Annotated in this window: 23 protein-coding genes; 8 read left to right on the top strand and 15 right to left on the bottom strand. The window is 61.7% G+C overall.

Translation table 11 applies throughout. The annotated features are described in order from the left end of the window. Positions 1-35: 35 nt before the first annotated feature. From mutL to GS614_RS09325, 5 genes are all read right to left on the bottom strand, one after another. Positions 36-1,901, bottom strand: coding sequence for a DNA mismatch repair endonuclease MutL (gene mutL, locus GS614_RS09345; protein WP_171726093.1), 1,866 nt, complete (start codon positions 1,899-1,901; stop codon positions 36-38). Positions 1,902-2,164: 263 nt separating this feature from the next. Further along, positions 2,165-3,094 carry a metal ABC transporter permease gene (locus tag GS614_RS09340; protein ID WP_171726092.1) on the bottom strand — a complete coding sequence of 310 codons (930 nt, stop codon included), beginning with the start codon at positions 3,092-3,094 and terminating at the stop codon, positions 2,165-2,167. Next, entirely contained in the window at positions 3,091-4,296 is a 1,206-nt protein-coding gene (locus GS614_RS09335) for a metal ABC transporter permease (RefSeq protein ID WP_171726091.1), read from the bottom strand. The genes GS614_RS09340 and GS614_RS09335 overlap by 4 nt, the downstream gene beginning before the upstream one ends. Before the next feature lie 3 nt (positions 4,297-4,299). After that, entirely contained in the window at positions 4,300-5,103 is an 804-nt protein-coding gene (locus GS614_RS09330) for a metal ABC transporter ATP-binding protein (RefSeq protein WP_171726090.1), read from the bottom strand. Positions 5,104-5,106: 3 nt separating this feature from the next. Continuing rightward, positions 5,107-6,060 carry a metal ABC transporter solute-binding protein, Zn/Mn family gene (locus GS614_RS09325; RefSeq protein WP_171171957.1) on the bottom strand — a complete coding sequence of 318 codons (954 nt, stop codon included), beginning with the start codon at positions 6,058-6,060 and terminating at the stop codon, positions 5,107-5,109. Positions 6,061-6,261: 201 nt separating this feature from the next. Between GS614_RS09325 and deoC the strand changes: the two genes are divergently transcribed. From deoC to GS614_RS09310, 3 genes are read left to right on the top strand one after another with little or no spacing between them, the layout of a single operon-like run. Then, on the top strand, positions 6,262-7,260 hold the full coding sequence (gene deoC, locus GS614_RS09320; RefSeq protein WP_171726089.1) for a deoxyribose-phosphate aldolase: 999 nt from the start codon (positions 6,262-6,264) through the stop codon (positions 7,258-7,260). Between the two features lie 11 nt (positions 7,261-7,271). Further along, positions 7,272-9,605, top strand: coding sequence for an aldehyde dehydrogenase family protein (locus tag GS614_RS09315; RefSeq protein WP_171726088.1), 2,334 nt, complete (start codon positions 7,272-7,274; stop codon positions 9,603-9,605). 24 nt (positions 9,606-9,629) lie between these two features. After that, positions 9,630-10,439, top strand: a complete 810-nt coding sequence (locus GS614_RS09310) for an SDR family oxidoreductase (RefSeq protein WP_170346672.1) — start codon at positions 9,630-9,632, stop codon at positions 10,437-10,439. A 22-nt stretch (positions 10,440-10,461) separates the two neighbouring features. Here GS614_RS09310 and GS614_RS09305 read toward each other — a convergent pair whose 3' ends face one another. From GS614_RS09305 to GS614_RS09275, 7 genes are all read right to left on the bottom strand, one after another. Next, positions 10,462-11,772 (bottom strand): pitrilysin family protein, encoded by a 1,311-nt coding sequence (locus GS614_RS09305; RefSeq protein WP_171726087.1) that lies wholly within the window; start codon positions 11,770-11,772, stop codon positions 10,462-10,464. Then, positions 11,769-13,109, bottom strand: a complete 1,341-nt coding sequence (locus tag GS614_RS09300; RefSeq protein ID WP_170346674.1) for a pitrilysin family protein — start codon at positions 13,107-13,109, stop codon at positions 11,769-11,771. Before GS614_RS09300 ends, GS614_RS09305 begins: the two co-directional genes overlap by 4 nt. 81 nt (positions 13,110-13,190) lie before the next feature. Further along, the gene (locus tag GS614_RS09295) at positions 13,191-13,706 is read right to left on the bottom strand and encodes a DUF3035 domain-containing protein (protein ID WP_171117208.1); all 516 of its coding nucleotides are present in this window, start codon (positions 13,704-13,706) and stop codon (positions 13,191-13,193) included. Positions 13,707-13,756: 50 nt separating this feature from the next. Continuing rightward, on the bottom strand, positions 13,757-14,233 hold the full coding sequence (gene lspA, locus GS614_RS09290) for a signal peptidase II (protein ID WP_171726086.1): 477 nt from the start codon (positions 14,231-14,233) through the stop codon (positions 13,757-13,759). Further along, a complete protein-coding gene (gene purH / locus GS614_RS09285; protein WP_171726085.1) occupies positions 14,233-15,822 on the bottom strand; it encodes a bifunctional phosphoribosylaminoimidazolecarboxamide formyltransferase/IMP cyclohydrolase in 1,590 nt (529 codons plus the stop codon). Before purH ends, lspA begins: the two co-directional genes overlap by 1 nt. A gap of 22 nt (positions 15,823-15,844) precedes the next feature. Then, complete coding sequence (locus tag GS614_RS09280; protein WP_171171969.1) at positions 15,845-17,584, bottom strand: heparinase II/III family protein; 1,740 nt, start codon at positions 17,582-17,584, stop codon at positions 15,845-15,847. 90 nt (positions 17,585-17,674) lie between these two features. Then, on the bottom strand, positions 17,675-18,934 hold the full coding sequence (locus GS614_RS09275; RefSeq protein ID WP_171726084.1) for an RsmB/NOP family class I SAM-dependent RNA methyltransferase: 1,260 nt from the start codon (positions 18,932-18,934) through the stop codon (positions 17,675-17,677). Positions 18,935-19,022: 88 nt separating this feature from the next. On the opposite strand from GS614_RS09275, the gene GS614_RS09270 reads away from it, so the two are divergent. Further along, complete coding sequence (locus tag GS614_RS09270; protein ID WP_152459369.1) at positions 19,023-19,205, top strand: DUF1674 domain-containing protein; 183 nt, start codon at positions 19,023-19,025, stop codon at positions 19,203-19,205. Positions 19,206-19,209: 4 nt separating this feature from the next. Here the strand turns inward: GS614_RS09270 and GS614_RS09265 are convergent, their stop codons facing one another. After that, positions 19,210-20,064: a LysR family transcriptional regulator gene (locus GS614_RS09265; RefSeq protein ID WP_171726083.1), complete on the bottom strand. Its 855-nt coding sequence runs from the start codon at positions 20,062-20,064 to the stop codon at positions 19,210-19,212. A 99-nt stretch (positions 20,065-20,163) separates the two neighbouring features. Between GS614_RS09265 and GS614_RS09260 the strand changes: the two genes are divergently transcribed. From GS614_RS09260 to GS614_RS09250, 3 genes are read left to right on the top strand one after another with little or no spacing between them, the layout of a single operon-like run. Then, a complete protein-coding gene (locus tag GS614_RS09260; RefSeq protein ID WP_171726082.1) occupies positions 20,164-21,300 on the top strand; it encodes a TauD/TfdA family dioxygenase in 1,137 nt (378 codons plus the stop codon). Then, positions 21,297-21,887 carry an HD domain-containing protein gene (locus GS614_RS09255; protein ID WP_171117191.1) on the top strand — a complete coding sequence of 197 codons (591 nt, stop codon included), beginning with the start codon at positions 21,297-21,299 and terminating at the stop codon, positions 21,885-21,887. The genes GS614_RS09260 and GS614_RS09255 overlap by 4 nt, the downstream gene beginning before the upstream one ends. After that, the gene (locus tag GS614_RS09250) at positions 21,884-22,552 is read left to right on the top strand and encodes an ureidoglycolate lyase (RefSeq protein WP_171171979.1); all 669 of its coding nucleotides are present in this window, start codon (positions 21,884-21,886) and stop codon (positions 22,550-22,552) included. The genes GS614_RS09255 and GS614_RS09250 overlap by 4 nt, the downstream gene beginning before the upstream one ends. Here the strand turns inward: GS614_RS09250 and GS614_RS09245 are convergent. Beyond that, on the bottom strand, positions 22,539-23,222 hold the full coding sequence (locus GS614_RS09245; protein ID WP_171171981.1) for a DUF2306 domain-containing protein: 684 nt from the start codon (positions 23,220-23,222) through the stop codon (positions 22,539-22,541). The two genes, GS614_RS09250 and GS614_RS09245, sit on opposite strands and share 14 nt — an antisense overlap. Positions 23,223-23,414: 192 nt before the next feature. On the opposite strand from GS614_RS09245, the gene GS614_RS09240 reads away from it, so the two are divergent. Continuing rightward, positions 23,415-23,783 (top strand): hypothetical protein, encoded by a 369-nt coding sequence (locus GS614_RS09240; protein ID WP_171171983.1) that lies wholly within the window; start codon positions 23,415-23,417, stop codon positions 23,781-23,783. Between the two features lie 9 nt (positions 23,784-23,792). Here the strand turns inward: GS614_RS09240 and dapB are convergent, their stop codons facing one another. Next, positions 23,793-24,602, bottom strand: a complete 810-nt coding sequence (dapB, locus tag GS614_RS09235; protein WP_171363421.1) for a 4-hydroxy-tetrahydrodipicolinate reductase — start codon at positions 24,600-24,602, stop codon at positions 23,793-23,795. Between the last annotated feature and the right edge of the window lie 72 nt (positions 24,603-24,674).

Here is a 24,674-nt window from a genome sequence, read left to right as displayed (position 1 = left end):
TGTTTTATTCTTCATAGCCCCGCCGGGCCGCAGGATCAACTGCGCCCGAACAGGCGTTCGATGTCGCTGAGTTTCAGTTCCACATAGGTGGGCCGCCCATGGTTGCACTGGCCGGAATGCGGCGTCGCCTCCATTTCACGCAGCAGGGCATTCATCTCTTCGGCGCGCATCCGACGACCGGATCGGATCGACCCATGGCAGGCCACCCGGCTGAGGATCGCCTCGATCCTTGCCTGCACCATCTGGCTTTCACCCTGATCGGCAAGTTCATCCAGGATGTCGAGAATCATGGCGCGTGCATCGACTTCACCCAGAATGGCGGGGGTTTCGCGTACGGCAATGGCGCTTCCGCCGAAGGGCTCGATGGTCAGGCCAAGGCGCGTCAAGTCATCTGCGACGGCCATCAGGCGGGCGCAATCCCCGTCGGACAATTCCACGATTTCCGGAATCAGCAGGGCCTGCGCCGCGACGCCATTCTCGGCCATCTGCGTTTTCAGCTTCTCATAAACCAGCCGTTCATGTGCAGCATGTTGATCTACGATCACCATGCCATCGGCGGTCTGGGCAATGATGTAATTCTCGTGCACCTGTCCGCGGGCTGCACCAAGCGGCAGATCCTGCACCTGAGGCTGCTCCTGCACCTCGGCGACCTGCGCAACCGGGGTCGGCTCGACAATGCTGCCGCTGTAGTCGTTGGCCAGCTCGGCAAAACCCGGAGCCTGCGCGCGATACGCCGCCGTGCGCGCGGTAGGTGACGGGCGATCCATCTGGTAAACCCGCGCCGGAGCAGGCTGTGCGGGTTCCGGCCGCATCGCGCCCAGCGTCGCATTCGCCACGGTCGAGGATGCCCTGTGCCCGGCTTCCGCCAAAGCATGGCGCAGACTGGACACGATCAGCCCCCGCGCGACACCGGGATCCCGGAACCGAACCTCGGATTTCGCGGGGTGGACGTTCACGTCAACCAGCGTGGGGTCGCAGTCGATGAACAACGCCGCAGCCGGGTGGCGGTCGCGGCTCAGGAAATCGAAATAGGCCGCCCGCAGTGCGCCGGTCAGCATCTTGTCGCGCACGGGGCGTCCATTGACGAAAAGATACTGTGCCACGGCAGCCCCCCGCGAGTAGGTCGGCAGGGCGCCATAGCCGTAAAGCCGGATGCCATCACGCGAGGCATCAATCTGCAAAGCGTTTTCTGCGAATTCGCGCCCGATCACGCGGGCCAGTCGGGCGTTGAGCGCATCAAACAGATCTCCGTTCTCGCGATCCGCACGGAAGGTCACGCGACCCTCGCCGCCGCCGGATACATCCCGCAGGGCGAATGTCACGGAAGGTTCGGCCATGGCCAGCCGCTTCACAATATCGGTGATCGCCTGCGCCTCGGCCCGGTCCGTGCGCATGAATTTCAGGCGGGCCGGTGTGGCGTAGAACAGATCGCGCAGCTCGACCACAGTCCCCGCGCGCAGGGCGGCGGGTTTGACCGCATCCATCTTGCCACCCGCGACGTGCACCTGCGCCGCATCCGCGCCGGGAACGCGGCTGGTTATGGTCAGACGCCCAACAGCACCCAAGGACGGCAGCGCCTCGCCCCGAAAGCCGAAAGTGTGGATGTTCAGCAGGTCCGAACCGTCAATCTTTGACGTGGCATGGCGGGACAGGGCCAGCGGCAGATCTTCCGCCGCGATACCGCAGCCATCATCCGTGACCCGGATCAGGGTCTTGCCGCCATCCGCGATATCGATGGCGATCCGCGTGGCCCCGGCATCGATTGCATTCTCGACCAGTTCCTTGACCGCCGAGGCCGGTCGTTCCACCACCTCACCAGCCGCGATGCGGTTGATTGCGGCATCGTCGAGCTGCCTAATTATGGGGCGTTTTTCGCCGATATTGGGGTTTGCCTGCGCCATACCCCTACACCTAGCATAGTCGCGCACGATTCTGCCACCGGTTTGAACCGCACATTCTAAAGGAGAGGGGGCGCCCGGGTATCCGCGAACAAGAACTCATTCAGGATCACCCGGACGTGCCAAGTGAGTGGTGTGTTTCAGCTAATTTATGAGATCGCATGTATCACGCACCTGTCGGAAAATCTGCTTAAGATTCTCACGCTCAGTTTCTTGGCAGAGATTGGCCGATGACGTGTGGGCATGTGTGGCGGGAAAATGCCTGATCAGGCAGATATGCGCGCGCCGATCCTGCCCCGGCAGGGTCCGAACATCGCTGCCGCCGCAAGAATCAGGCCTGACATCGTGGCGATCATACCCGCCGCGCTGACGGCATCCGCGCCGCCCAGCCACAGAGGGCCATAACCTGCCAGCACATAGCCCGAAACCGCCGAGGCGATGGCGAACACAACGCTCCAGGCAATCTGCGCTTCCAGCCGGTTGGTCAACATCCGCGCCGCGGCAGGCGGGCAGATGAACATGGCGATCACGATGATCGAGCCCACCGCGTCAAAGGCCGCCACCGCCGCAATTGCCGCGGTGATGACCAATGCCATGCCCAGAACGCCGGTGCGAATGCCAATGGTCCGGGCAAAGCCTTCGTCGAAGGTAGAGATCTTCAGCGGCCGCCAGAACAGCCAGGTGAACAATGACACACCTACCAGTGTCAGCGCTATGCGGGGTAATTCCGGGGGCAGCCCGGACAGCGCCTCTGTGTCCAGCAAGGACGACCATCCGGTGGCGTCCAGCCAGATCAGGCTTTCGAGATTGCCGTAAAGCGCATGTTCCACATCCAGATGCACCGTCGACGTATCCGTCTGCTCAAGCAGCAGGACGCCCGCGGCGAACATGGTGGTAAAGACCACGCCCATGGCGGCCCCGGGTTCGATCTGACCCAATCGGCGAATGGCTTCGATCAGCACCACGGCCACAACGGCAGCGCCCGCCGCGCCCAGCATCATGGGCCAGGTCGATATCGCCCCTGTGATCAGAAACGCCACGACGATTCCCGGCAACACCACATGGCTGATCGCGTCTCCGATCAATGCCTGTTTGCGCAACACCAGAAAATTGCCGGGCAACGCGCAGGCAATGGCCGCGAATGTACCGATCAGCAACGGTGTCAGAGACAGGGGGACAAATTCTTCACCACTCATACCGGCACCCCCATTGGCCCACCGATGCGACGGTCTATCTCAGCGATCTGATCGCGGGTCAGGACGGTTTCGATGTCCCGCAACCCGTCATAAAGCGCAGCCGTTGCCTCATGCGCCTGATCTGCGCGCACGATTTCCCAGCGCTTTTCGTCCCGCAACGCTTTGGCCGCGCGGGCTTTGCCGATGTCGGTCGCAACGCCGTCCGCGCGCACCAGCCCAGCGCGGCGTAGCAAGCGCAGGGTCAGGGGCTCATAGATCTTTTGCCCCTGCGCCAAGGCCAAAAGACCCTGACGAATATGCACCCGACGTTGAAAGCGTAAATGGCGCAGCACTGCGGCCAAAACGCCACGTATCGGCGCCAGAAACAAAGACACGACAAAAAAGGCAAAGCTGACCAGAACGATGATCGGCCCCGTCGGAAGGTTTGGCGCCGAGGCCGAAATGGCCGCGCCAATGTACCCCGCCAACCCGCCGGCCGATCCCGCAAGCAGAACCACATGGTCCGAGCGTTCGGACCAGAACCGCGCGGTCACGGCGGGAATGATCAGCAAAGCCACGATCAGAATCAGACCCACGATTTTCAGGCCGACCACGGTCACGGCCATGACAAAACCCATCATGGCCAGATCGATCCTGTGCACCGGCAACCCGCGTGCTGCGGCATATTCAGGATCGAAGGCCACAAGAATCATCGGGCGACGAATGATCATGACCAGCAGCAGCGTCGCAGCGCCGCCGACCGCAATGATCATCGCATCAGCCCAGAGCATCCCGGCAGTGGACCCCAAAAGGAAGCCTTCCAGCCCGGCCTGACGCCCTACGCCCATCGTCTGAATGACCGTCAGCAACACGATGCCAAAGCCGAAGAAGACCGACAGGACTGCTCCGATGGCGGCATCTTCGGCCAAACGCGTGTGACGCGTCAGCCAGTTCATGCAGAGAAGGCCGATCCAGGCCGAGACGGCCGATCCTGCCAACAGGCCCAGCAGGTTGCGCCCGTCTCCTCCGAGTGCGACCAAAACCATGAATGCCAGACAGACGCCCGGCAGGGTTGCGTGGCTGATTGCGTCACTGACCAAGGCACGCTTGCGCAGAAACAGAAACGTCCCCGTCACACCGGCTGACACACCCAGCAAGGTTGCACCGATGGCGACCAGCGTGGCGTTGTAGCCAAGTTGCAGGGTCAAAGCATCCCAAAGCATGCGTTACCCCAGCGCGCGCGATATCTGATCGATCTGCGCGGTTGCCAGTCGACCGCCATATGCTGATTGCAACGTTTCCGCCGTGAAGGCCTCGGCCACTGGTCCCTCGGCCACCTTGCGGGTGTTGATCAGGAAGACATGGTCGAAATAATCGGTCACGGTCGCAAGGTCGTGATGCACAACGACAACCGTCTTGCCCGCCTCTTTCAGGGATTTCAGCACCGAGATGATGGCTTTCTCGGTGGCGGCATCGACGCCTGCAAAAGGTTCGTCCAGAAGATACAGATCCGCGCCCTGCGCCAGCGCGCGCGCCAGAAAGACACGTTGTTGCTGCCCGCCGGACAGCTGCCCGATCTGGCGATCCGCGAAATCCCGCATTCCCACGCGGTGCAAACAATCCATCGCGCACGCCTTGTGGCGGGCACGCACACGGCCCAGCAAGCCAAGTTCGCGCGACAGGCCCATCAGAACCACGTCGATGACGCGCGTTGGAAAATCCCAATCCACGCTGGCACGCTGAGGAACATAGGCAATGCGCGCGCGCTGCGTGTCCAATGGCTGGCCAAACACGGTCACTTGACCTGACAAAGGGGAAACGATGCCAAGCGCCGCCTTGAGCAATGTGGATTTCCCGGCTCCGTTCGGCCCGATGATCGCGGTCATCGCCCCGGGCTGTACGGTCATGTCGACTGAAAACACCGCAGGTTTCTGCCCGTAGGAAACCGTCAGGCCGCGCAGGGCAAGGGGGCTGTCGGCCAACCCCGTCTCACCGACGGTTACGCCTTCATTGCTGATCAGGCCCAGCATCGATCAAAACCCCGCCGACAGTTTTCCGTCCATGCCACGATCTGGCACATCGCCACCCAAAGCACTGGCAATGACCGTGATGTTATGGTCCAGCATACCAAGATAGGTGCCTTCATAGGTTCCTTCTTCACCCATGGCGTCCGAGAACAACTCGCCCCCCACGTGCACCTCATGACCCTTGGCGGCCGCGCCCTCGATCAGCGCGCGGATCGAACGATCCGAGACCGAGCTTTCGACGAAAACAGCCGTGATCTTGCGGTCAACCAGCAGATCTACCAATTCGCCTATCCGGTTCAGTCCCGCCTCGGACTGGGTCGAGATGCCCTGAATTCCCAGAACCTCGAACCCGAAGCTTTCACCAAAATAACCAAAGGCATCATGGGCGGTTACTAGAACCTTGTTGTTGTCCGGAACGGACGCCAGAACTTGATCTGCATAGGCTGTCAGACGATCGATATCTGCCAGGTGTGCCTGCGCATTCGCTGCAAAAACCTCGGCCGCTTCAGGACGCACCTCGGTGAGGGCTGCCTGCACTTCAAGCACCACGTCCCGCCACAATTCGGGCGTCATCCAAACATGCGGATCATATTTGTCGGCGTAATCGTCATGCGCGCGCAGCTTCGACGTGTCGATACCTTCGGCAACTGCAACCACGGTTCGCTTGCGTTCAAGGTCATGGAAGAAGTCTTCCATCTGCGCTTCGAGGTACAAACCATGCCACAGGATCAGATCCGCACGCGTCATCGCCACGATATCGCTGCGGGTCTGACGATAGGCATGCGGGTCGACGCCCGGCCCCATCAGCCCCTTGACGTCTACCTGATCACCACCGACCTGACGTGCCGCGTCAGCAATCATGCCTGTCGTGGCCACAACCTTGAGGGGTGCATCGGCCCAGGCCGTGACCGGCAGGGAAAAGGCCAGCGCCAATACCGCAAGAAAATTCCGGCGAATCATCTTCTACCTCAGTTTTTGCTTCTCGTTCGAACTGAATATGAGAACCATTCGCAAGTAAGTCAACGCTAATGCGAATTATTCGCAAGAAAGCAGTTACATTTTGTCCATTTGGTCAAAAATTATCCAAACATTGCTCGCCTGCATCTTCCATTCCCCGGTCTCCCGTGCGATTTTGTCGCAAACCTCCCAAAGGACGTGACAATGGATACGCAGAGCTCAGAAAGCCCCGTGCGCACCGCGCATCTGCCACAAGTGACCGAAGCCCGGAATCCCGGCATGAATCTGGACCTGGACTGGGTACGCGCCGTGCAGGCCAACACTTCGGCCATCGAACGCCGGGCTTCGATCCTGCCCGGGCGCCGGTCGGTCAAAAAGGAACATCAGGCCGCCTGGCTGCTGAAGGCGATCACCATGATCGACCTGACCACCCTGTCGGGCGATGACACCGAGGGCCGCGTACGCCGCCTGTGCGCCAAGGCACGGCAGCCGGTGTCACCTGACCTGCTGAAAGCGCTGGACATGCCGCCGATCACCACCGGCGCGGTCTGTGTCTATCACGACATGATCGAAACGGCGGTGGATGCGCTGACAGGCACCGGCATTCCGATCGCGGCCGTGTCCACCGGCTTTCCGGCGGGCCTGTCGCCCTTTCACCTGCGCGTGGCCGAGATCGAGGAAAGCGTGAAGGCCGGGGCCGAAGAGATCGATATCGTGATCTCGCGCCGCCATGTGCTGAAAGGCGACTGGCAGGCGCTGTATGACGAGATGAAGGCGTTCCGCGACGCCTGCGGCGAGGCGCATGTAAAGGCCATCCTGGCCACGGGTGAGCTGGGCAGCCTGCGCAACGTGGCGCGTGCCTCGCTGGTCTGCATGATGGCGGGGGCCGATTTCATCAAGACCTCGACCGGCAAGGAAAGCGTCAACGCCACCCTGCCCGTGTCGCTGGTGATGATCCGCGCCATCCGCGACTATTATGACCGCACCGACCATCGCGTGGGCTACAAGCCCGCGGGCGGGATTTCCAAGGCCAAGGACGCGCTGGTCTACCTGTCTCTGATCAAGGACGAGCTGGGCGACCGCTGGCTGCAACCCGACCTGTTCCGGTTCGGCGCTTCGTCGCTGCTGGGTGATATCGAGCGGCAGTTGGAACATTTCGTCACCGGGGCATACTCGGCCGGCTACCGGCACCCGATGGGCTGAGGACAGGAACAATGACAGTCAAAGAGATTTTCGAGACCATGGAATACGGACCCGCCCCGGAAAGCGCCGCCGAGGCCCTGGCATGGCTGGTCGATCAGGGCGACACGTTTGGCCATTTCATCGACGGGGCCTTCACCAAGCCGGGCAAGGGGTTTGAAAGCCGCAACCCGGCCACGGGCGAGGTTCTGGCCAAGCTGACCCAAGCCACACAGGCCGATGTGGACGCCGCCGTTGCCGCCGCCCGCAAGGCCCAGCCCAAATGGGAAAAGCTGGGCGGCCCCGCCCGCGCCCGATACCTCTATGCCATCGCGCGGCTGATCCAGAAACACGCCCGCCTGTTCGCGGTGCTCGAGACGCTGGACAACGGTAAGCCGATCCGGGAATCGCGCGACATCGACATTCCGCTGGTGCAGCGGCATTTCTACTATCACGCGGGCATGGCCCAGCTGATGGAAACCGAGCTGCCCGACGCACAGGCGCTGGGGGTCTGCGGCCAGATCATCCCGTGGAACTTCCCGCTGCTGATGCTGGCGTGGAAGGTGGCCCCGGCGCTGGCCATGGGCAACACGGTGGTTCTGAAGCCCGCCGAATACACCTCGCTGACGGCGCTGCTGTTTGCCGATATCTGCATGCAGGCCGGTCTGCCCAAGGGCGTGGTCAACATCGTCACCGGCGACGGTGCAGTGGGTGAGATGATCGTGGCCTCGGACGTGGACAAGATCGCCTTTACCGGCTCGACCGTAGTGGGCCGCCGCATCCGCGAGGCCACCGCCGGGTCTGGCAAGGCCCTGACGCTCGAGCTGGGCGGCAAGTCGCCCTATATCGTCTTTGATGACGCCGACATCGATTCAGCCATCGAAGGTCTGGTCGATGCGATCTGGTTCAACCAGGGCCAGGTCTGCTGCGCGGGCTCGCGCCTGTTGGTGCAGGAAGGCATCGCCGAACGGTTCTATGCCAAGCTGCGCGCCCGCATGGACACGCTGCGCATCGGCAACCCGCTGGACAAATGCATCGACGTAGGTGCCGTGGTGGATCCGGTTCAGTTGCAGACGATCACTTCCATGGTCGACAGCAATACGGTGGGTCATGTGCATCAGGCTGCCTGCGAATTGCCCGCAAATGGCTGCTACTACCCCCCGACGCTGATCACCGGGCTCGAAACCTCGGACCCGTTGATGCAGGAGGAGATATTCGGCCCGGTTCTGGTCTCGTCGACCTTCCGCACCCCGGCCGAGGCCGTCGAACTGGCCAACAACACCCGCTATGGGCTGGCGGCCACGGTCTGGACCGAAAACGTCAACCTTGCGCTGGACATCGCGCCCAAGCTGGTCGCGGGAGTGGTCTGGGTCAATGCCACCAACCTGTTCGACGCGGCCGCGGGCTTTGGCGGCGTGCGCGAAAGCGGTTTTGGCCGCGAAGGCGGCTGGGAAGGGCTGAGCGCCTATACCAAGCCCAAGGGCAAGGCGAAGCCGCTGGCCAAGATCGAACCTATCGTGGGCGAAGGCGGCCCGGTCGACCCGGTCGACCGCACGGCCAAGCTGTATATCGGCGGCAAGCAGGCGCGGCCTGACAGCGGCTATTCCCGCGCGGTCTGGGGTAAGGCGGGGCTGCTGGGCCACGTGGGCCTTGCCAACCGCAAGGACGTGCGCAACGCGGTCGAGGCCGCGGCGGGGGCCAAGGGCTGGTCCAAGACCACGGGCCATCTGCGGGCGCAGATCCTGTACTATATCGGCGAGAACCTTTCGGCCCGCGCCGACGAGTTCGCGCATCGCATCGACGCGATGACCGGCCGTAAGGATGGCGCGAAAGAGGTGGACGCCGCAATCCAGCGCCTGTTCACCGCCGCCGCCTGGGCCGACAAATATGACGGCCAGGTGCATGGCGTTCCGATCCGGGGCGTGGCGATTGCGATGAAGGAACCGGTGGGCGTGATCGGCGCGCTTTGTGCCGACGAGGCGCCTCTGCTGGGTCTGGTCTCGGCCATGGCCCCGGCGATCGCGATGGGCAACCGGGTGGTTCTGGTGGCGTCCGAGCCCTATCCGCTGGCGGCCACCGATTTCTATCAGGTGCTGGACACCTCGGACGTGCCCGCCGGCGTGGTCAACATCCTGACCGGCAGCCATGCAGAACTGGCGAAACCGCTGGCCTCACACCTGAATGTGGATGCGGTCTGGTCGTTCTCGTCCACCGACCTGTCGAAGGAGATCGAGGTCGTCTCGGCCGGGAACCTGAAACGGACATGGGTCAATAACGCGACGGCATTTGATTGGGGCATGGACCATTCCCGCCGCTTCCTTCAGGCTTCGACCGAAGTGAAAAACATCTGGGTGCCCTACGGCGAGTAGGGCTCCCCGCCAAGGGAGGCCTACATGGATTTTTCAGGAAAAACCGTCATCGTCATCGGCGGAACCAGCGGTATCAACCGCGGTATTGCCGAGGCTTTCGCGGCGGCAGGTGCCAAACTGGCCGTGGCCAGCCGGTCGCAGGACAAGGTGGATGACACCGTCGCCGCGCTGAAAGCCGCAGGTGCACAGGATGCGATCGGGGCAGCGTTCGATGTGCGTGACCCTGATGCGGTGGCGGCTGGCCTCAAGCAGTTCCACGACGCATTTGGTGATTTCGATGTGCTGATCTCGGGTGCGGCGGGCAACTTTCCCGCGCTGATGGCGGAGATGTCGGCCAACGCCTTCCGCACCGTGGTCGAGATCGACCTGATGGGCACCGTGCATGTGCTGAAAGGCGCCTATCCCTATCTGAAACGGCCCGGCGGAAACATCATCAACATCTCGGCGCCGCAATCCTATCTGCCCTACGAGGGCCAGGCCCACGTCTGCGCCGCCAAGGCGGGGGTTGACCAGATTACCCGCACCCTGTCGATGGAATGGGGCGTCGAGGGCATTCGCGTGAACTCGGTCGTGCCGGGCTTCATCGAAGGCACGGAAGGCGCCAAGCGCCTTGCCCCCACACCCGATGCCGGTGAGGCCTTGCGCCGCGACGTGCCGCTGGGCCGTTGGGGTCAGCCGCAGGACGTGGCCAACGCTTGCCTGTTTCTGGCCTCGGACATGGCGAGTTACATCAGCGGTACGGTTCTGGCCGTGGACGGGGCGCTGTATCAGCGTGGCTCAGGCAAGTTCGGCCAGATGATGGGAGACATGCTGCGGAGCATGAAAAAGGGGTAAGCCGCAGCTTACCCCCACAGGTTCAGTTCGTTGTTTCCAGGCCAACCGGCTTGCCAACGACGACAAAGTGCAAACCGTCCGGGTCAAGCAGTTCGGCAGCAACGCGGTTTACGTCTTCCAATGTCACCGCGTTCACCTTGTCATTCCGGGTGGCGATATAGTCGATCGGCAGGCCTTCCATCTGCATCCCAACCATGATCCCGGCAATCTGACCATTGCCGTCAAACCGCAGCGGATAGGCGCCGGTCAGATAGGTCTTGGCGTCGTCAAGTTCCTCTTGCGTCACGCCTTCAGTGGCCGCGCGCGCCCATTCATCGCGAATTACGTCGATGGCTTCGGCGATACGGTCATTGGCCGAGGACACGGACCCAAGATAGACCGAGGCCAGATCCTTGGGCACCAGATAGGTCCCGACCCCATAGGTCAGGCCGCGCTTTTCGCGCACCTCCTGCATCAGCCGGCTTTCAAACCCGCCGCCGCCAAGAATGTGGTTCAGAACGAAGGCCGCAAAGAAATCCGGGTCATCCCGATCAATCCCGGCCTGACCGAACAAGGCCACGGACTGAGGCGTGTCGAATTCGACAACACTGACGCCACCGGGAATGTTCACCTCGGCCTTGCCGGGGATGGGCTTGCCGGTGTCTGGCAAGTCGCCGAGCAGTGTATCAAGCAGGATCCCCAGTTCCTCTGCCGTTATATCGCCAACGGCCCCCACGTACAGGCGATCCTTGGCAAAGACGCCTTCATAAGCCGCGACCACGTCGTCACGGGTCAGGGCCGAGACGCTTTCGATGGTGCCTTTCCCTTCGGATCCATAGGGGTGATCCCCGTAGGCCATCTGCGCAAAGGTGAGGCTTGCGATTTCGTTCGGGTCAGTCTGATCCGAGCGCAGGCCCGACAGAATCTGGGCGCGCACCCGATCAACCGCATCCTGATCAAAACGCGGCTCGTGGATCGTCGTGCGCAGCAAATCGACCACTTCATCCCGGTTCTCGGACAGAAAACGCGTGGAAATCGAAACTGCATCGTCGCCGGCATTGTATCGGAACGAAGCGGCCAGAGCCTCGAGTTCACGCGCATAGGCCCGCGCATCCATATCGCCCGCGCCTTCTTCGATCAGCCCGCTCATCAGGTTGACCGCGCCGCGTTTGTCAGGGTCGTCCAGCGACGTGCCGCCACGAAACCGCAGTTCCAGCGCGGTGAATGGGATGGAATGGTCCTCGACCAGCCAGGCTTTGATGCCACCGGGCGAGGTCACTTCTTCGATCTCGATCTCGGCCAAAGCCGGCAGGGCGACCAGGCAGGCAACCAGCGTTGCAATAAACCGTTTCATTGCGTCACCTCGTCATCGCGCATCAGCCAGCCGGTAACAGACGCCTCGGGTTGCAGAACTTCGCGGGCTGCGGCGATGATCTCATCACCGGTCACGGCCTGAAGGATCTCGGGCCAGGCCTGCACATCTTCGACCGTCAGACCGCTGGTCAGGGCCCGGCCATAGCGGTTGCCGATGCCGTCCACATTGTCGCGCGCATAGGTCTGGGCGGCGCGTAGCTGCATCTTGATGCGCTCAAGGTCGTCTTCGTTCACACCTTCGGCGATGAAGTCGGCCACGGCCTGGTCCATGGCGTCTTCGGCTTCTTGCAGGGAAACACCCTCGGCCGGAACGACGATCAGATCGAAGGTCGTGTCATCCAGCGAAACACCACGATAGAACGCCCCGGCATAGACGACCTTCTGCTGATCAAACTGCAACTTTTCGTTCAGATAAGAGGTGGTGCTTCCACCCAGCAATTCAGCCAGCAGAAACAGAGCCGCCGCTTTTTCCTGTTCGCCCGGATCGCGTTCCGGGGCCAGATAGCTGCGCTGAACGTAAGGCTGGGCGACGCGCGGGTCCTTGAAGGTCAGGCGACGCTCGGCCGTTTGCGGCGGCTCTTGTGACCGCACCCGCTCGGGCAGGTCCGGATTGGCGGGAATCACACCGTAATACTGATCGGCAAGCGCGCGGACTTCGTCGGGATCAACGTCACCCGTGACCACCAGAATGGCGTTGTTGGGTGAATAATGGGTCTGGTAGAACGACAGCGCGTCCTCCATGTCCAGATCCTCCATCTCGTGCATCCAGCCGATGATCGGAACGCCGTAGCGGTGGTTCAGATACTGAGCCGCACTCATCTGTTCGCCGAACAGGGCGCGCGGGTTGTTTTCGGTACGTTGGTTGCGTTCCTCAAGAATCACGTCCCGTTCGGTCAGAATATCCTCTTCGCTCAGCCGAAGGTTTCGCATCCGGTCGGATTCCATCCGCATCATCAACTCTAGCCTGTCGGCCGCGACACGCTGAAAATATGCGGTGTAGTCATACGAGGTAAAGGCGTTGTCGTTGCCGCCATTGGCTGCGACGGTGGCCGAAAACTCACCCGGGGCCAGCGTGTCGGTGCCTTTGAACAGAAGGTGTTCCAGAAAATGCGCCACACCCGAGGATCCGATCGGCTCATCTGCGGATCCGGCACGGTACCAGACCATGTGTTGTACGACCGGTGCGCGGTGGTCTTCGACCACGACGACATCCATTCCGTTGTCCAATGTGAACGTGGTGACCGCTTCTTTCCCGTCCTCGGCAAAAACCGGGGTGGCAGCGATCAGGGCAGCCGACAAGGCCAGGGCCCGAACCATGGGGCATCCTCCGTTTCGTTTCTGGTATTCAAACTACGGTGACGCGGCCCGGGTTCAAGCCCGATGACGGAAAGTTAAGAATTATTCACCCGGCGGCGAAGAAGGAGTTTCGATGCCGGCCCGACGGGCGGCTTCTGTTTCCGCGAACGGATCGATCGATTGTTTTTCGTAAACTTGCCCATAGCGGTCGACCGGGAACAGACGCAGGCCGGTCCAGCGCCCCCGGCGTTTGCGGAACGCGGCGTCATCAGCCTCGACCACCTGCCGCGCATCGGGGGAAACACCATAGCGGCTGGAGGCCGTGACAAGCGCTGCATCCGAGGATGGCACAGCCGCGTTCGGGTTCAGCGCGGCAGCATTGCCGCCCAGCGCAGCCACCGCATCGGCATTTGGGTTCGGATCCGTCAGATTCGCGCCACCCGGCGTGGGTGCAGGCAAGAAAGCATAGTCCTGAGGTTGGGTCAGCGGCTTGACCGGCAGCACCGAAAACTCATCCGGCCCCGGGCCCGGAGCCTCCAGATCCCGCAGACCGGGATTCGAACACGCCGCAACCGCAGCGGCAACAATCAAAACAAATAGGGCGCGCGGCATCCGCATTGGTGTCTCCAGCCTGTTTCAGGCGCTTTTATCGCATATCATTCCGCGCGTCACGAGGCCTTTTTGCCGTCAAACAGCACCAGCCCGATGGCTCCTGCAAATATGAAGACATCTGCGAGGTTGAAAACAAACGGATTGTTGATGCCGCAACAGGACATGTTCAGGAAATCCAGAACAAAGCCGTAAAGAACCCGATCCACCACATTCGCCAGCGCACCGCCGATCAGCAGGCCGCCACAAAACAGCATCAGACCCGAATGGGCTGCACGGCCGAGCCAGACAAGCACGCCAACACAGATCGCCACGGAAATACCGATCAGAATCCAGCGCGCAGCCTCCGAATTTCCTTGGAAGAGGCCGAAATTGATGCCCCGGTTCTCGCCGTATTTGAACACCAGCAGCGGCGGCACAACATCAATACCGCCGGGCTGATCGGCCACGCGCATGACATGAACGACCAGATATTTGCTGATCTGGTCGATCGCAAAGGCGGTCAGCGCCGCCCAGAGAAGCAGGCGTGACCGCATCAGTGACGGAAATGGCGCATGCCGGTGAAGACCATGGCCAGGCCGGCCTCATCCGCAGCGGCGATGACTTCGTCATCCCGCATGGACCCACCTGGTTGGATCACACAGGTTGCGCCTGCCTCGGCCGCTTCCATCAGGCCGTCAGGGAAGGGGAAAAACGCGTCCGACGCAACGGCCGAACCGATGGTCAGCGGTTGGGCCAAGCCCAGCGCATCAGCCATGCGTTCGGCTTTCTTAGCGGCGATCAGGGCCGAGTCCACACGGCTCATCTGGCCCGCGCCGACGCCCACCGTGGCACCGTCTTTGACATAGACGATGGCGTTGGACTTGACGTGCTTTGCCACTTTCCAGGCAAACAAAAGGTCACGCATCTGTTCGTCGGTCGGGGCCTTCTTGGTCACGACTTTCAGATCATCCAAGCCGACAAAGCCGTTATCCTTGTCCTGCACCAGCAACCCGCCGGCCACCTGACGCACGGTTTTGCCGCCTGCAGTCACATCCGGCAGACCTTCGGTGGTCAGCAGGCGCAGGTTTTTCTTGGCGGCAAAGATCGCCTTGGCCTCATCCGATGCGCCGGGGGCGATCACGACTTCGGTGAAAATACCGGTGATTTCCTGCGCGGTTTCCGCATCCAGCGGCTGGTTCAGCGCGACGATGCCACCAAAGGCCGAGGTACGGTCGCAGTCGAAGGCCGCTTTGTAGGCCTCCAACAGATTCGCGCCTTTGGCCACACCACAGGGGTTGGCGTGTTTGATGATGGCGCAGGCGGCGCCTTGCGCCGGGTCGAACTCAGCCACCAGTTCAAACGCCGCGTCGGTGTCGTTGATATTGTTGTAGCTCAGTTCCTTCCCCTGATGCTGCACGGCGGTCGCCACGCCGGGGCGATTGGTGCCATCGGTGTAGAAGACCGCCGACTGGTGGCTGTTCTCGCCATAGCGCAGGGTCTGTTTCAGCTCGCCGGCAAAGGCGCGGCGTTTCGGGGCCTCAAGCTCCAGCGCGTCGGCCAGCCAGTTGGACACGGCGGTGTCGTAGGCGGCGGTGCGGGCATAGGCTTTCTGCGCCAGCTTGCGGCGGAATTTCGGACAGGTCGCGCCTTCGTGCTGATCCATATCGCCCAGCAGTTTTTCGTAGTCTTCAACGTCCACGACCACGTTTACGAACGCATGGTTCTTGGCCGCCGCGCGGATCATCGCCGGACCGCCGATGTCGATATTCTCGACGCACTCATCGTAACCTGCGCCTTTGGCCACGGTTGCTTCAAACGGATACAGGTTCACAACCAACAGATCGATTGCACCGATGCCGTGTTCGTTCATGGCTGCAACATGGGTGTCGTTGTCGCGCAGGGCCAGCAGCCCGCCATGCACCATCGGGTGCAGGGTCTTGACCCGGCCATCCATCATCTCGGGGAAGCCGGTGATCTCGCTGACATCCTTCACCGCAAGCCCTGCATCGCGCAGCGCCTTGGCCGTGCCGCCGGTCGACAGCAGTTCGACCCCGCGCTCGGCCAGCGCCTTGCCCAGCTCGATCAGCCCGGTTTTGTCGGATACGGAAAGCAACGCGCGGCGCACGGGGTGAAGATCGGTCATGGGTCCAAAGGTCCTTTTGGCGTCAGTCTAACTCGGGCTCGTCCCGATGCGTATCGCGCACGGCATAGGCTGTGTCCTGTGCCTTGCTCAGAGTCCACCGGGTGCGCGTCGCATACTCCATTGCGCGCCCGGATAGAACGATCTGTTTTGTCGCGCGTGGCTTCAAACGCCCTTTTTCAAGGTAAACGCTTGGCTCGACGGACAATTTTCCAACGCCGTCATGGCGGAAAACCCAGATTTCACCGCTTTTGAGCGCCATCGACACCGCCGCACCGCCCAAATCCAGCGCCGCATCGACATCCGGATGCAGGTGAAACCGGATGTCATAGCCAATGCCTTTGAGGCCCGAAGCGTCCATCGCCTTGTCAAATTGACGTTTTGCCTTGTCGGTCGCAGTCAGCAGAATATCCTCGACCGTCAGTTCGCGCCCGTCAAATCGCAATTCAAAGGTCCGTGCATGGGTCAGACCAAAGACCTTGGCATACCCATCATGCCCCGCCATAAAGCGGATGCCCTCGAACGCATCCTCGAAATCAACGGGCACCTCCTGTGGCGCGTCCACCAGCGCCTGCGCTTCACGCCCCGACACCGGGTTGGCCAGCCGGGCGCTTGAGTACCCATCCAGGCAAAGCGTCGAGTGCGACGGCGTCGCCCGTCCTGCGCGGCGCCATTCCAGCCCGAAACTGGCCCCCGACCCGCAATTCACGATCAGCGGCCGCCGCCCCGAGGTCAACTCGAACGCCAGAGTAGAGGCATGCGCATTGTAAGAGGCCGCCCCCGACGGCGGTATGCTGGCATCCACGATCACCGTGGTGCGTGCAGCCGACAGACGGGCATAGCCCATCGGCAATTCGGTGGCCGCCTTGTGTTTGACGCCGCTTTGGGCAAGGGCCTGTTCCAGTCGCCCCTCGACACCGCGCCCGCCACCATGAAACCGCGCCAAGGCCCCATCCGCGTGGCGCAGGCTGCGCAAGGTCGGCGCGATCCGTTTGATCGCATTGGCCTGGGCGGCAGGCGTCCCGCGACCAAGATCATTCAGCGCCGCCGAAGTCCAGCTGAGCAGCGTGAACACCTCGAGCAATTCTTCCGGATTGCGGGTTGGAATTCCGCCCTGCGCATCCACCTGACGGTCGCATTCCCCGGCCAGGGCGCGCAGGGCCGGGTCGGCCATCCGCTCCAGACCCTCCAGCGCCAGCCCGGCCTGTACCAGTCCGGCCAGCGCCTCGAACCGGGGCAGTCCCGGGGTCGCGGCATGCCAGCGCTTGGACAGGAACCATGTTTGCTGGGCCAACGAGCGGAAAAACAGTTTGCTTTGTTTTTCATCCGCCCCTCGCAGCAGAAAAAGCGCGTGGTTGATCCAGCGCATCACCCGACGTCCGGTCAGATCAGGCGCCCAGCCGGGCCCTTGCCCGCGGCCATGAGATTCAATCCATCCCCAGACCCAGCGCTGCGCCTTTTCCCGCGCACGCATGTCTCCGACCGCGGCCAGATCATCCAGCCACGCAAAGCCGTGACGTTCTTCGTCAAAGCCGGCGCTGGGGGCGGTGACGTCCCAAAGCCCGGTATCTTCGGCCTCGACCAGATAACCGGCGAACAACAGATTTCCGGCAACCAGTTGCCGGCCACGGGCGAACGAACCCACCGAGCGCGGATCCGGTTGCGCAACAAACCCTGTGACCGCCTTTTGCCGTTGGCTCAGGTGCGCATAGAAACGGTTCTGAAACCGCATCCACCGACTGGCCATGGTGTCTGATTTCGACATGACGCGTGTTACTCTGCCCCTTGCGCTCTGCTGGCGCTTGAGACCCAACGATAGACCGCGCCGATCGTCAAGTCATCGAAAAGCGTGCGTTCAGACGGATTTGGTCAGACACGCGACATAGAACCCGTCCATACCACCCCGATCCGGCCAATAATCCGGTCGCAATCGCAAGCCGCCTTCCTCGGTGATCCAATCCGTTTCGACACCGGGTACGTTCAGCGCGTCGCGATCCACGCTCATGTCCGAATACATGTCCAGCGCCTCTTCCACCTGAACTTCCCCCTCGTCCGGCAGCAGGGAACAGGTGCAATAGACCAGACGCCCACCGGGTTTGAGCAAGCCCCACGCATGGGCCAACATGCGCGACTGGAGCTCGATCAGGCCGCCGAATTCCGAACCGTCCTTGGCAAACGGCAAGTCAGGATGCCTGCGAATCGTACCCGTGGCCGAGCACGGCGCGTCCAGCAGGATCGCGTCGTACCGGTCTTCGTGTTCCAGCGCATCGCCCACGATGACCTTCGCCCTGAGGCCGGTCCTTGCAAGGTTTTCGCGCACCCGTTCCATCCGTGATTCCGACACGTCAAGTGCCGTGACATCGGCCCCTGCGGCCGCAAGCTGCATCGCTTTCCCACCCGGCGCCGCACACAGATCCAGCACTTTCTGGCCCGCCTTCGGGGCCAGAACGCGAACCGGCAATGCGGCCGCCGCATCCTGCACCCACCAGTCTCCGGCCTTGTACCCCGGCAGGGTCGAGACCTGACCCGCATTGTGCAACCGCACCGACCCGGTCGGAAGGATCTCGCCTGAAGGGCCTTCCGCCCCGGGTTTCAAGGTAAGGTCCAGTGGCGCACCCGCGAAATGTGCCCGCTCGATTCCGGTAACGGCATCAGTGCCCCACGCTGCGATCAGCGGTTCACGCAACCAGTCCGACAAACGCGGAACGCGCATCTTCGGCCACGCCTCGGGGCCTTCTGCCGCAACCTTGCGCAGAACGGCATTCACCAACCCCTTGAGGCGGCCATGCTTGCGCGAACGGCTGACGATCTCGACCATGGAATTGACGACGCCATGGGCGGCTTCGCCGTTGCAAAGCTCGACCGCACCCAGTCTCAGCGCGTTGTGGACCGTCAGAGCGGGTGTTCGGTTCAGGTGGTTGGCCAGCAGGCGGTCGGCCCGTTCCAGCCCACGCAGTGTTTCCAACGCCAGTCGCTGGGCACGCGCGCGATCCTCGGGTTCCAAGCGATCCACTGCGCCCGCCGCCAGACACTCGGCCAGCAGGCGACCTTCGCCCAGAACCTGATCCAGAAGATAGATTGCGCTGCGCCGTGCTGCTGTCGCGCTGTTAGACATGGTACCGCCTTCATGTGACCTGCGTCCGCATTGCCAATGGCGGACGCGGGCGTATATCAAGACTGCGCACGGAAAGGAACCCGATGTCATGAGTGACGACCGCAAAGACTTGCCCCCCGCCGCCCAGCGCGCCCTGGCCGAAGCGGAAGAACGCCGCCGCAAAGCCAAGGCCGAGGCCCGGGAATTGCCGAAAGAGCTGGGTGGCCGGGACGGACCGGACCCGGCCCGTTACGGTGACTGGGAAAAGAAGGGTATCGCCATCGATTTCTGAACGGTCAACCACGCAGCGCCTTGAGGAAATCCTCGATCAGGGCACGCTGTTTTCTGGACTTCGCCCGGTCTTCAGGCCAGGTCAGCCAGTACCCGTCCTTGGTGTGTAATTCGGGTAAATCCAGCCGCCGCAACCGCCCCTCTTGCAGGTCGGCAAGGGCCAAGGGAACGGATCCCAAAACCACACCCATGCCGCGCCGCGCAGCCGAAATCGCATGTTCCATCGAATCAAAGCTGATTTTTGATTGCGGCAAGTCCTGCTGGCCGCTTTTCTGGCTCCATTCTCTCCAGCCGGGGCGTTCTCCGCGCAGGTCAATCAATGGGGCGCCCCAATTGACACCCGGCGGCGCCATGGGGGCAAGGACCTCAGACGCGATCAGGGCGGCATCACGCCCGGCCCAGATACCCCGACCATATCGGATTTGCAGCCAGGTTCGATCTTCGTCCAAAGACGACCGGCGCGCGACCGAGTCGGTCATCACCCGAACCCCTGGCTGCATCTCGTGAAACCGAGTCAGCGCCGTCAGAACCAGTGCGTGGATGTTCGACGACAAGCCGGCCACGCGCAGCTCGCGCGGGGATTTGCCAAACAGGTCCTCGGTATTGCGCTCCAGCGCGCGAAGGCTGTCCTGCACCAAAGGCAGATAGCTTTCACCTTCGACCGTCAGTGACACGCCCCGCGCCTCGCGCACGAACAAGGATCGGCCCAGCCAGGCTTCGAGGTTGCCGATCCGCTGGCTGACAGCGGCCTGCGTCAGCCCGAATTCCTTGGCTGCTGCCGAGAACCCACCAAGACGCCCGGCGGCCTCGAACACGCGCAGCCAGTCCAGTGGCGGTAGCCCGATCTTCTTCTTAGCCATTAGATTTTCCAAGCCTCAGCCGAAATATGGATTAATTGTCGTAATGCCATGAACAGCGTATCTGCTCAACCAAAGCTCGCGCCGAACAGGAGACCCCAAATGCTGCGCACCGCCACCCATGACACTTCGGTCGTCACCGTCGCGTTCGACACAGGAACGCAAGCCCGCTTTCACGCCGTCTGGTTGCGCGACAACGCGCTGGACCCGGAAACCCGGGCCCCGGGCAACGGCCAGCGGCTGATCACCATCGGCGATATCCCTGCTGACATCTCGGTCAGTTCAGCCGAGGTTGTCGCGGGCGGCCTTCAGGTCACGTTCCAGCCCGAAGACAAAACCGTTACTTTCCCGGCCGAATGGCTGGCCGAACACAACTATGATTGCGAACGGGACGACACGCTGGGTCGCACCGGCCCCGGCATCATCACCTGGGAAGGCGGGATCGCCGCCCCCTCTGGCGACTGGAACGAGGTTCATGCCAGCCCTGCGGCCAAACGCAACTGGCTGGCGTCTGTGGCGAGTTACGGCTTTGCCAAGCTGACGGGCGGGCCAACCGAACCAGAGTCGCTTTTGAAAGTGGCCGACCTGTTCGGCTATGTCCGCGAAACCAACTATGGCCCTTATTTCGAGGTTCGGACGGAAGTGAACCCGACCAACCTCGCCTATACCGGGCTTGGCTTGCAGGCCCACACCGACAACCCCTATCGCGACCCTGTGCCGACGCTGCAAATCCTCTATTGTCTGGAAAACAGCGCCGAAGGGGGCGACTCGATCGTGGTCGATGGCTTTCGCGCTGCCGAAAAGCTGCGTGCGCAGAACCCCGAAGGTTTTGCGCTGCTGGCAGGCTACCCGGCGCGGTTTGAATACAAGGGGTCAGACGGTGTCTGCCTGCGGTCTCGCCGTCCGATGATCGAATTGTCGCCGGATGGCGAACTGGTTGGCATTCGCTTCAACAACCGTTCCTCAGCGCCATTCGTGGACGTGCCTTTCGACAGGATGGAAGCCTATTACTCGGCTTACCGCCAACTGGGCGAGATCATCGACGACCCGGCCATGGGCGTGTCGTTCAAACTGGAGCCGGGCGAAAGCTTCATCGTCGACAACACCCGTGTCCTGCATGCACGGCTGGGCTATTCCGGTGCCGGTTCGCGCTGGTTGCAGGGATGCTATGCCGACAAGGACGGGTTGCTGTCCACACTGGCGGCGATGGAGATGACGCAGCCGGAGGCAGCAGAATGAAGCCCGATTTCTCGACCCTGAACCGGGACAATATCGTCGCCTTCATCGGGGATATCTTCGAACGCCGCGGCGGTGAGGAATATCTTGGAGAACCCGTCACCATGGCCCAGCACATGCTGCAGGGCGCCACCATCGCCGAACAGAACGGCCAGCCTGAAGAGATCATCGTCGGCGCCTTGTTGCATGATATCGGCCATTTCACGTCCGAATTCGGGACCTACCACCCCGATGATACCGAAGACCGCCACCACGAAGATGCGGGTGCTGAGGTGCTGGAGCAGTTCTTCCCTTCGGTCATCACCGATTGCTGTCGATATCACGTGGCCGCCAAACGGTATCTCTGCGCCACCAAGCCCGAATATTTCAACCGCCTCTCTGCCGCCTCGGTCCATACCTTGGAACTGCAAGGCGGCCCGATGAGCGCCGAAGAAGTCGCCGCCTTCGAATCCAATCCGAACCTGAAAGAGATCATTCAGGTCCGGTATCTGGATGAGGCCGGCAAACGGGCGGATATGGAAACACCGGATTTCGCCCATTTCGCACCTATGGTGCAGCGCATGGTCGACAAGCACCTGGGGGCATCATGACCGCACCCGAGTACATCTTCGAGGCCAGTTCCAAGCCATCCCTGCCGTGGCACGAGGTTCCTCTGATCCGGGCGACGGACAGCACGGTCAAGGGGTACGGCTGTTTGGTCGACGACCCCAGAACCTTCGAAATCGAGATCGTACGCTGGCCGCAGCAGGGCTGGCGACCGATTGACGACGGCACGGGTGACGAAGGCGGCTGGGTTGAAGGCACGTTCAAATGCGATTGGCAGGGTGACGTGCTTTACGGTGAGAACGAGGCGGTCAAAGGCCATTACGTGCTGGGTTGGTCCGCCGACCCTCAGCAGGCGCAAACCGACCGACAAACGGCCCCACGGGATCAAGTGTTGCTGTGGCATATGAACTATCACCCCGATGGCGGGCAGATGTTCTGGCCGCTGGACAACAAGCCCTTCATCGTGCCCGCGGCCCTGCCTGGCGACAATCTGACCCCGGACAAGGTGGTGGCGTTCTGGTGTGACGGGTCAAAGGGGCTCTATATCCATCCCGGCATCTGGCACGAGGGGATTTTCCCGGTCGAGGACAACCAGCGTTTTCTGGATCGTCAGGGCCGGGTCCACGCGCGGGTCAGCGCCGATATCGGCAAAGAGTTCGGCGTTTATCTGGCCTGCCCGCTGCGGGCAGACAAAGTCAGAGATTTGTGACCAACGCCCCCTGATGCCTCGGGCGCCGGCGTGCAATCCAAATCTGCACGGCCAGCAGATAAGGCACAAAGAACGCGAAATTCTGAATCCGATCGAACGGGCCCGAGAAATCGGGTTCTGACCCCCACCCGCCGGTCAGCAGATACCACAGTGTGTAATGCACGCGGTAAAGCCACGACCCCAACGCCAGCCAGAACAACCGCAATCCCCATGACCAATGGCCTGCGCGATCCCCTTCCAAAGCCCTGCGCGCCACCATCAGCGCAGCCGTGAAAAGACACAGCCCGTACAGAAAAAAGGCGGCAGACATCAGCGGCCCACCGATGGTTCCGCGCAGGGGAATATAGATCATGCCCGCCAGCCCGGTGATCCATGCCAGCGCCACCAGACAAGCTCCCATCATGCGGTGAAATCGATTGTACTTGAGCCGCAGCCCCTTCAACAGTTGAAGCGGGACGAGTGCGACCAGAAAAGTACCTGCCAAAATGTGCACCAACATCGCGGCATTGCCGAAATTCTTACCATCAGCGAACAAATAGCTGTGCCGGGCGGCGTCCTGCGAAAACCCAACGCCGATCGTGTCGAACCCATGCATCACAAAGGGCAGCAGAGTCAGATAGAACGCTGCCAGCAATAGCCCGATAGCCACGCGAGAATTCAGGGTTTGCATACTTGGACCTTAGCGCCCCAAGACAAAGCGTCTACCGCGTAAAACCCAGCAAATCCTCTGAACGTAGATGGAATCATCTCAAAACCGCCAGATTCGAGTGGACTAAATTGGAACAGGGTAAAAAAGTACCTCTGGAAAGCCTGTTTTTGCTCTTGTCAAAACGCAACTGTTGCACTGCGAAAGGAACTTAATTTGGGGCTCCTGTTCCTGTTCATGTTTGGTTTCGTGACAATCATGACACTTACAAGTTGGGCAGCAGCAATTTTGCTCGCTTCGGTTTTCCCGATATTCAACTTCAAAGATGAATTTATTGAGTTCTGGATCAGAACGCGCGGCTCTCCGCCATCACGCAGAAGGCTGATTCTGAACGCCTATGGGGCGGCCAACTATTTTTTCATGGCTGAAAAGTGCCACGACTTAAATGTGCCCAATGGCATAAGGATCGTCCCCAATGCCAATTTATTACAATCATTTATGCTAGGTTTCGCATCGATTCTTGTCGCAGTGCTCTTTTGGGTCGCCGTTTTCTTTACCTATGTCCTTGTGCGCGTCTACATCTGACGGAAGCGCCTACAACCCCAGCACATCCACCATGTCATACTGACCGGGCGCCTTGCCCTGCCCCCACAGCGCCGCCTTCAGCGCACCACGGGCAAAAATCGCGCGGTCGCTGGCCAGATGGCGCAGGACGATGCGCTCTCCGGGTGCGGCAAACAGGACGTCATGTTCACCAACGATGTCGCCGCCGCGAATGGCGTGGAAGCCAATGTCACCACGCTTGCGCGCACCGGTGATGCCATCCCGCCCCCGATCGGCCACATCCGACAGTTTGACGCCACGCCCCTCGGCAGCGGCCTCGCCCAACATCAGCGCGGTGCCGGATGGTGCGTCCACCTTGTGATGGTGATGCCCTTCGATGATTTCGATATCAAAATCCTCATCCAGCGCAGCCGCGACTTTCTTGGTCAGTTGCACCAGCAGATTGACGCCAAGGCTCATGTTCCCTGCCCGCACGATCACCGCGTGGCGCGAGGCCGGTTCCAGCGCGGCGATCTGCTCATCCGTCATGCCGGTTGTGCCGATCACATGCACGCAACGCGCCTGCGCGGCCAAAGCGGCAAAGTCCAGCGTCGCCTCGGGCGCGGTAAAGTCGATCACCGCCTGTGCCTGCGCGAAGGCTTCCAGCGGGTCATCGGTAACTTTGACGCCCAGCGCCTGGCCACCCATGGCTTCGCCGACATCCTGACCGACCCAGTCATGCCCCGTGCGCTCGACCACGCCGACCAGACGCGCCTGATCACTGTCGGTTACGGTCTTGATCAGCATCTGCCCCATGCGGCCCGAAGCCCCTGTGATGACGATCCCCGGAATATGGGTCATGGCGGTATTCCCTTGCTGCAAACTGCTCAAAGCCTCCTACCCCGTTCGCGCCCGCTTGGCAAAGCCCCGGTT

It is taken from the genome of Ruegeria sp. HKCCD6604 (genome assembly GCF_013110635.1).
Taxonomy (GTDB): Bacteria; Pseudomonadota; Alphaproteobacteria; order Rhodobacterales; family Rhodobacteraceae; genus Ruegeria.
Note: the sequence above shows the minus strand (reverse complement) of the source record. Positions and strands in the feature narration are given on the sequence as shown.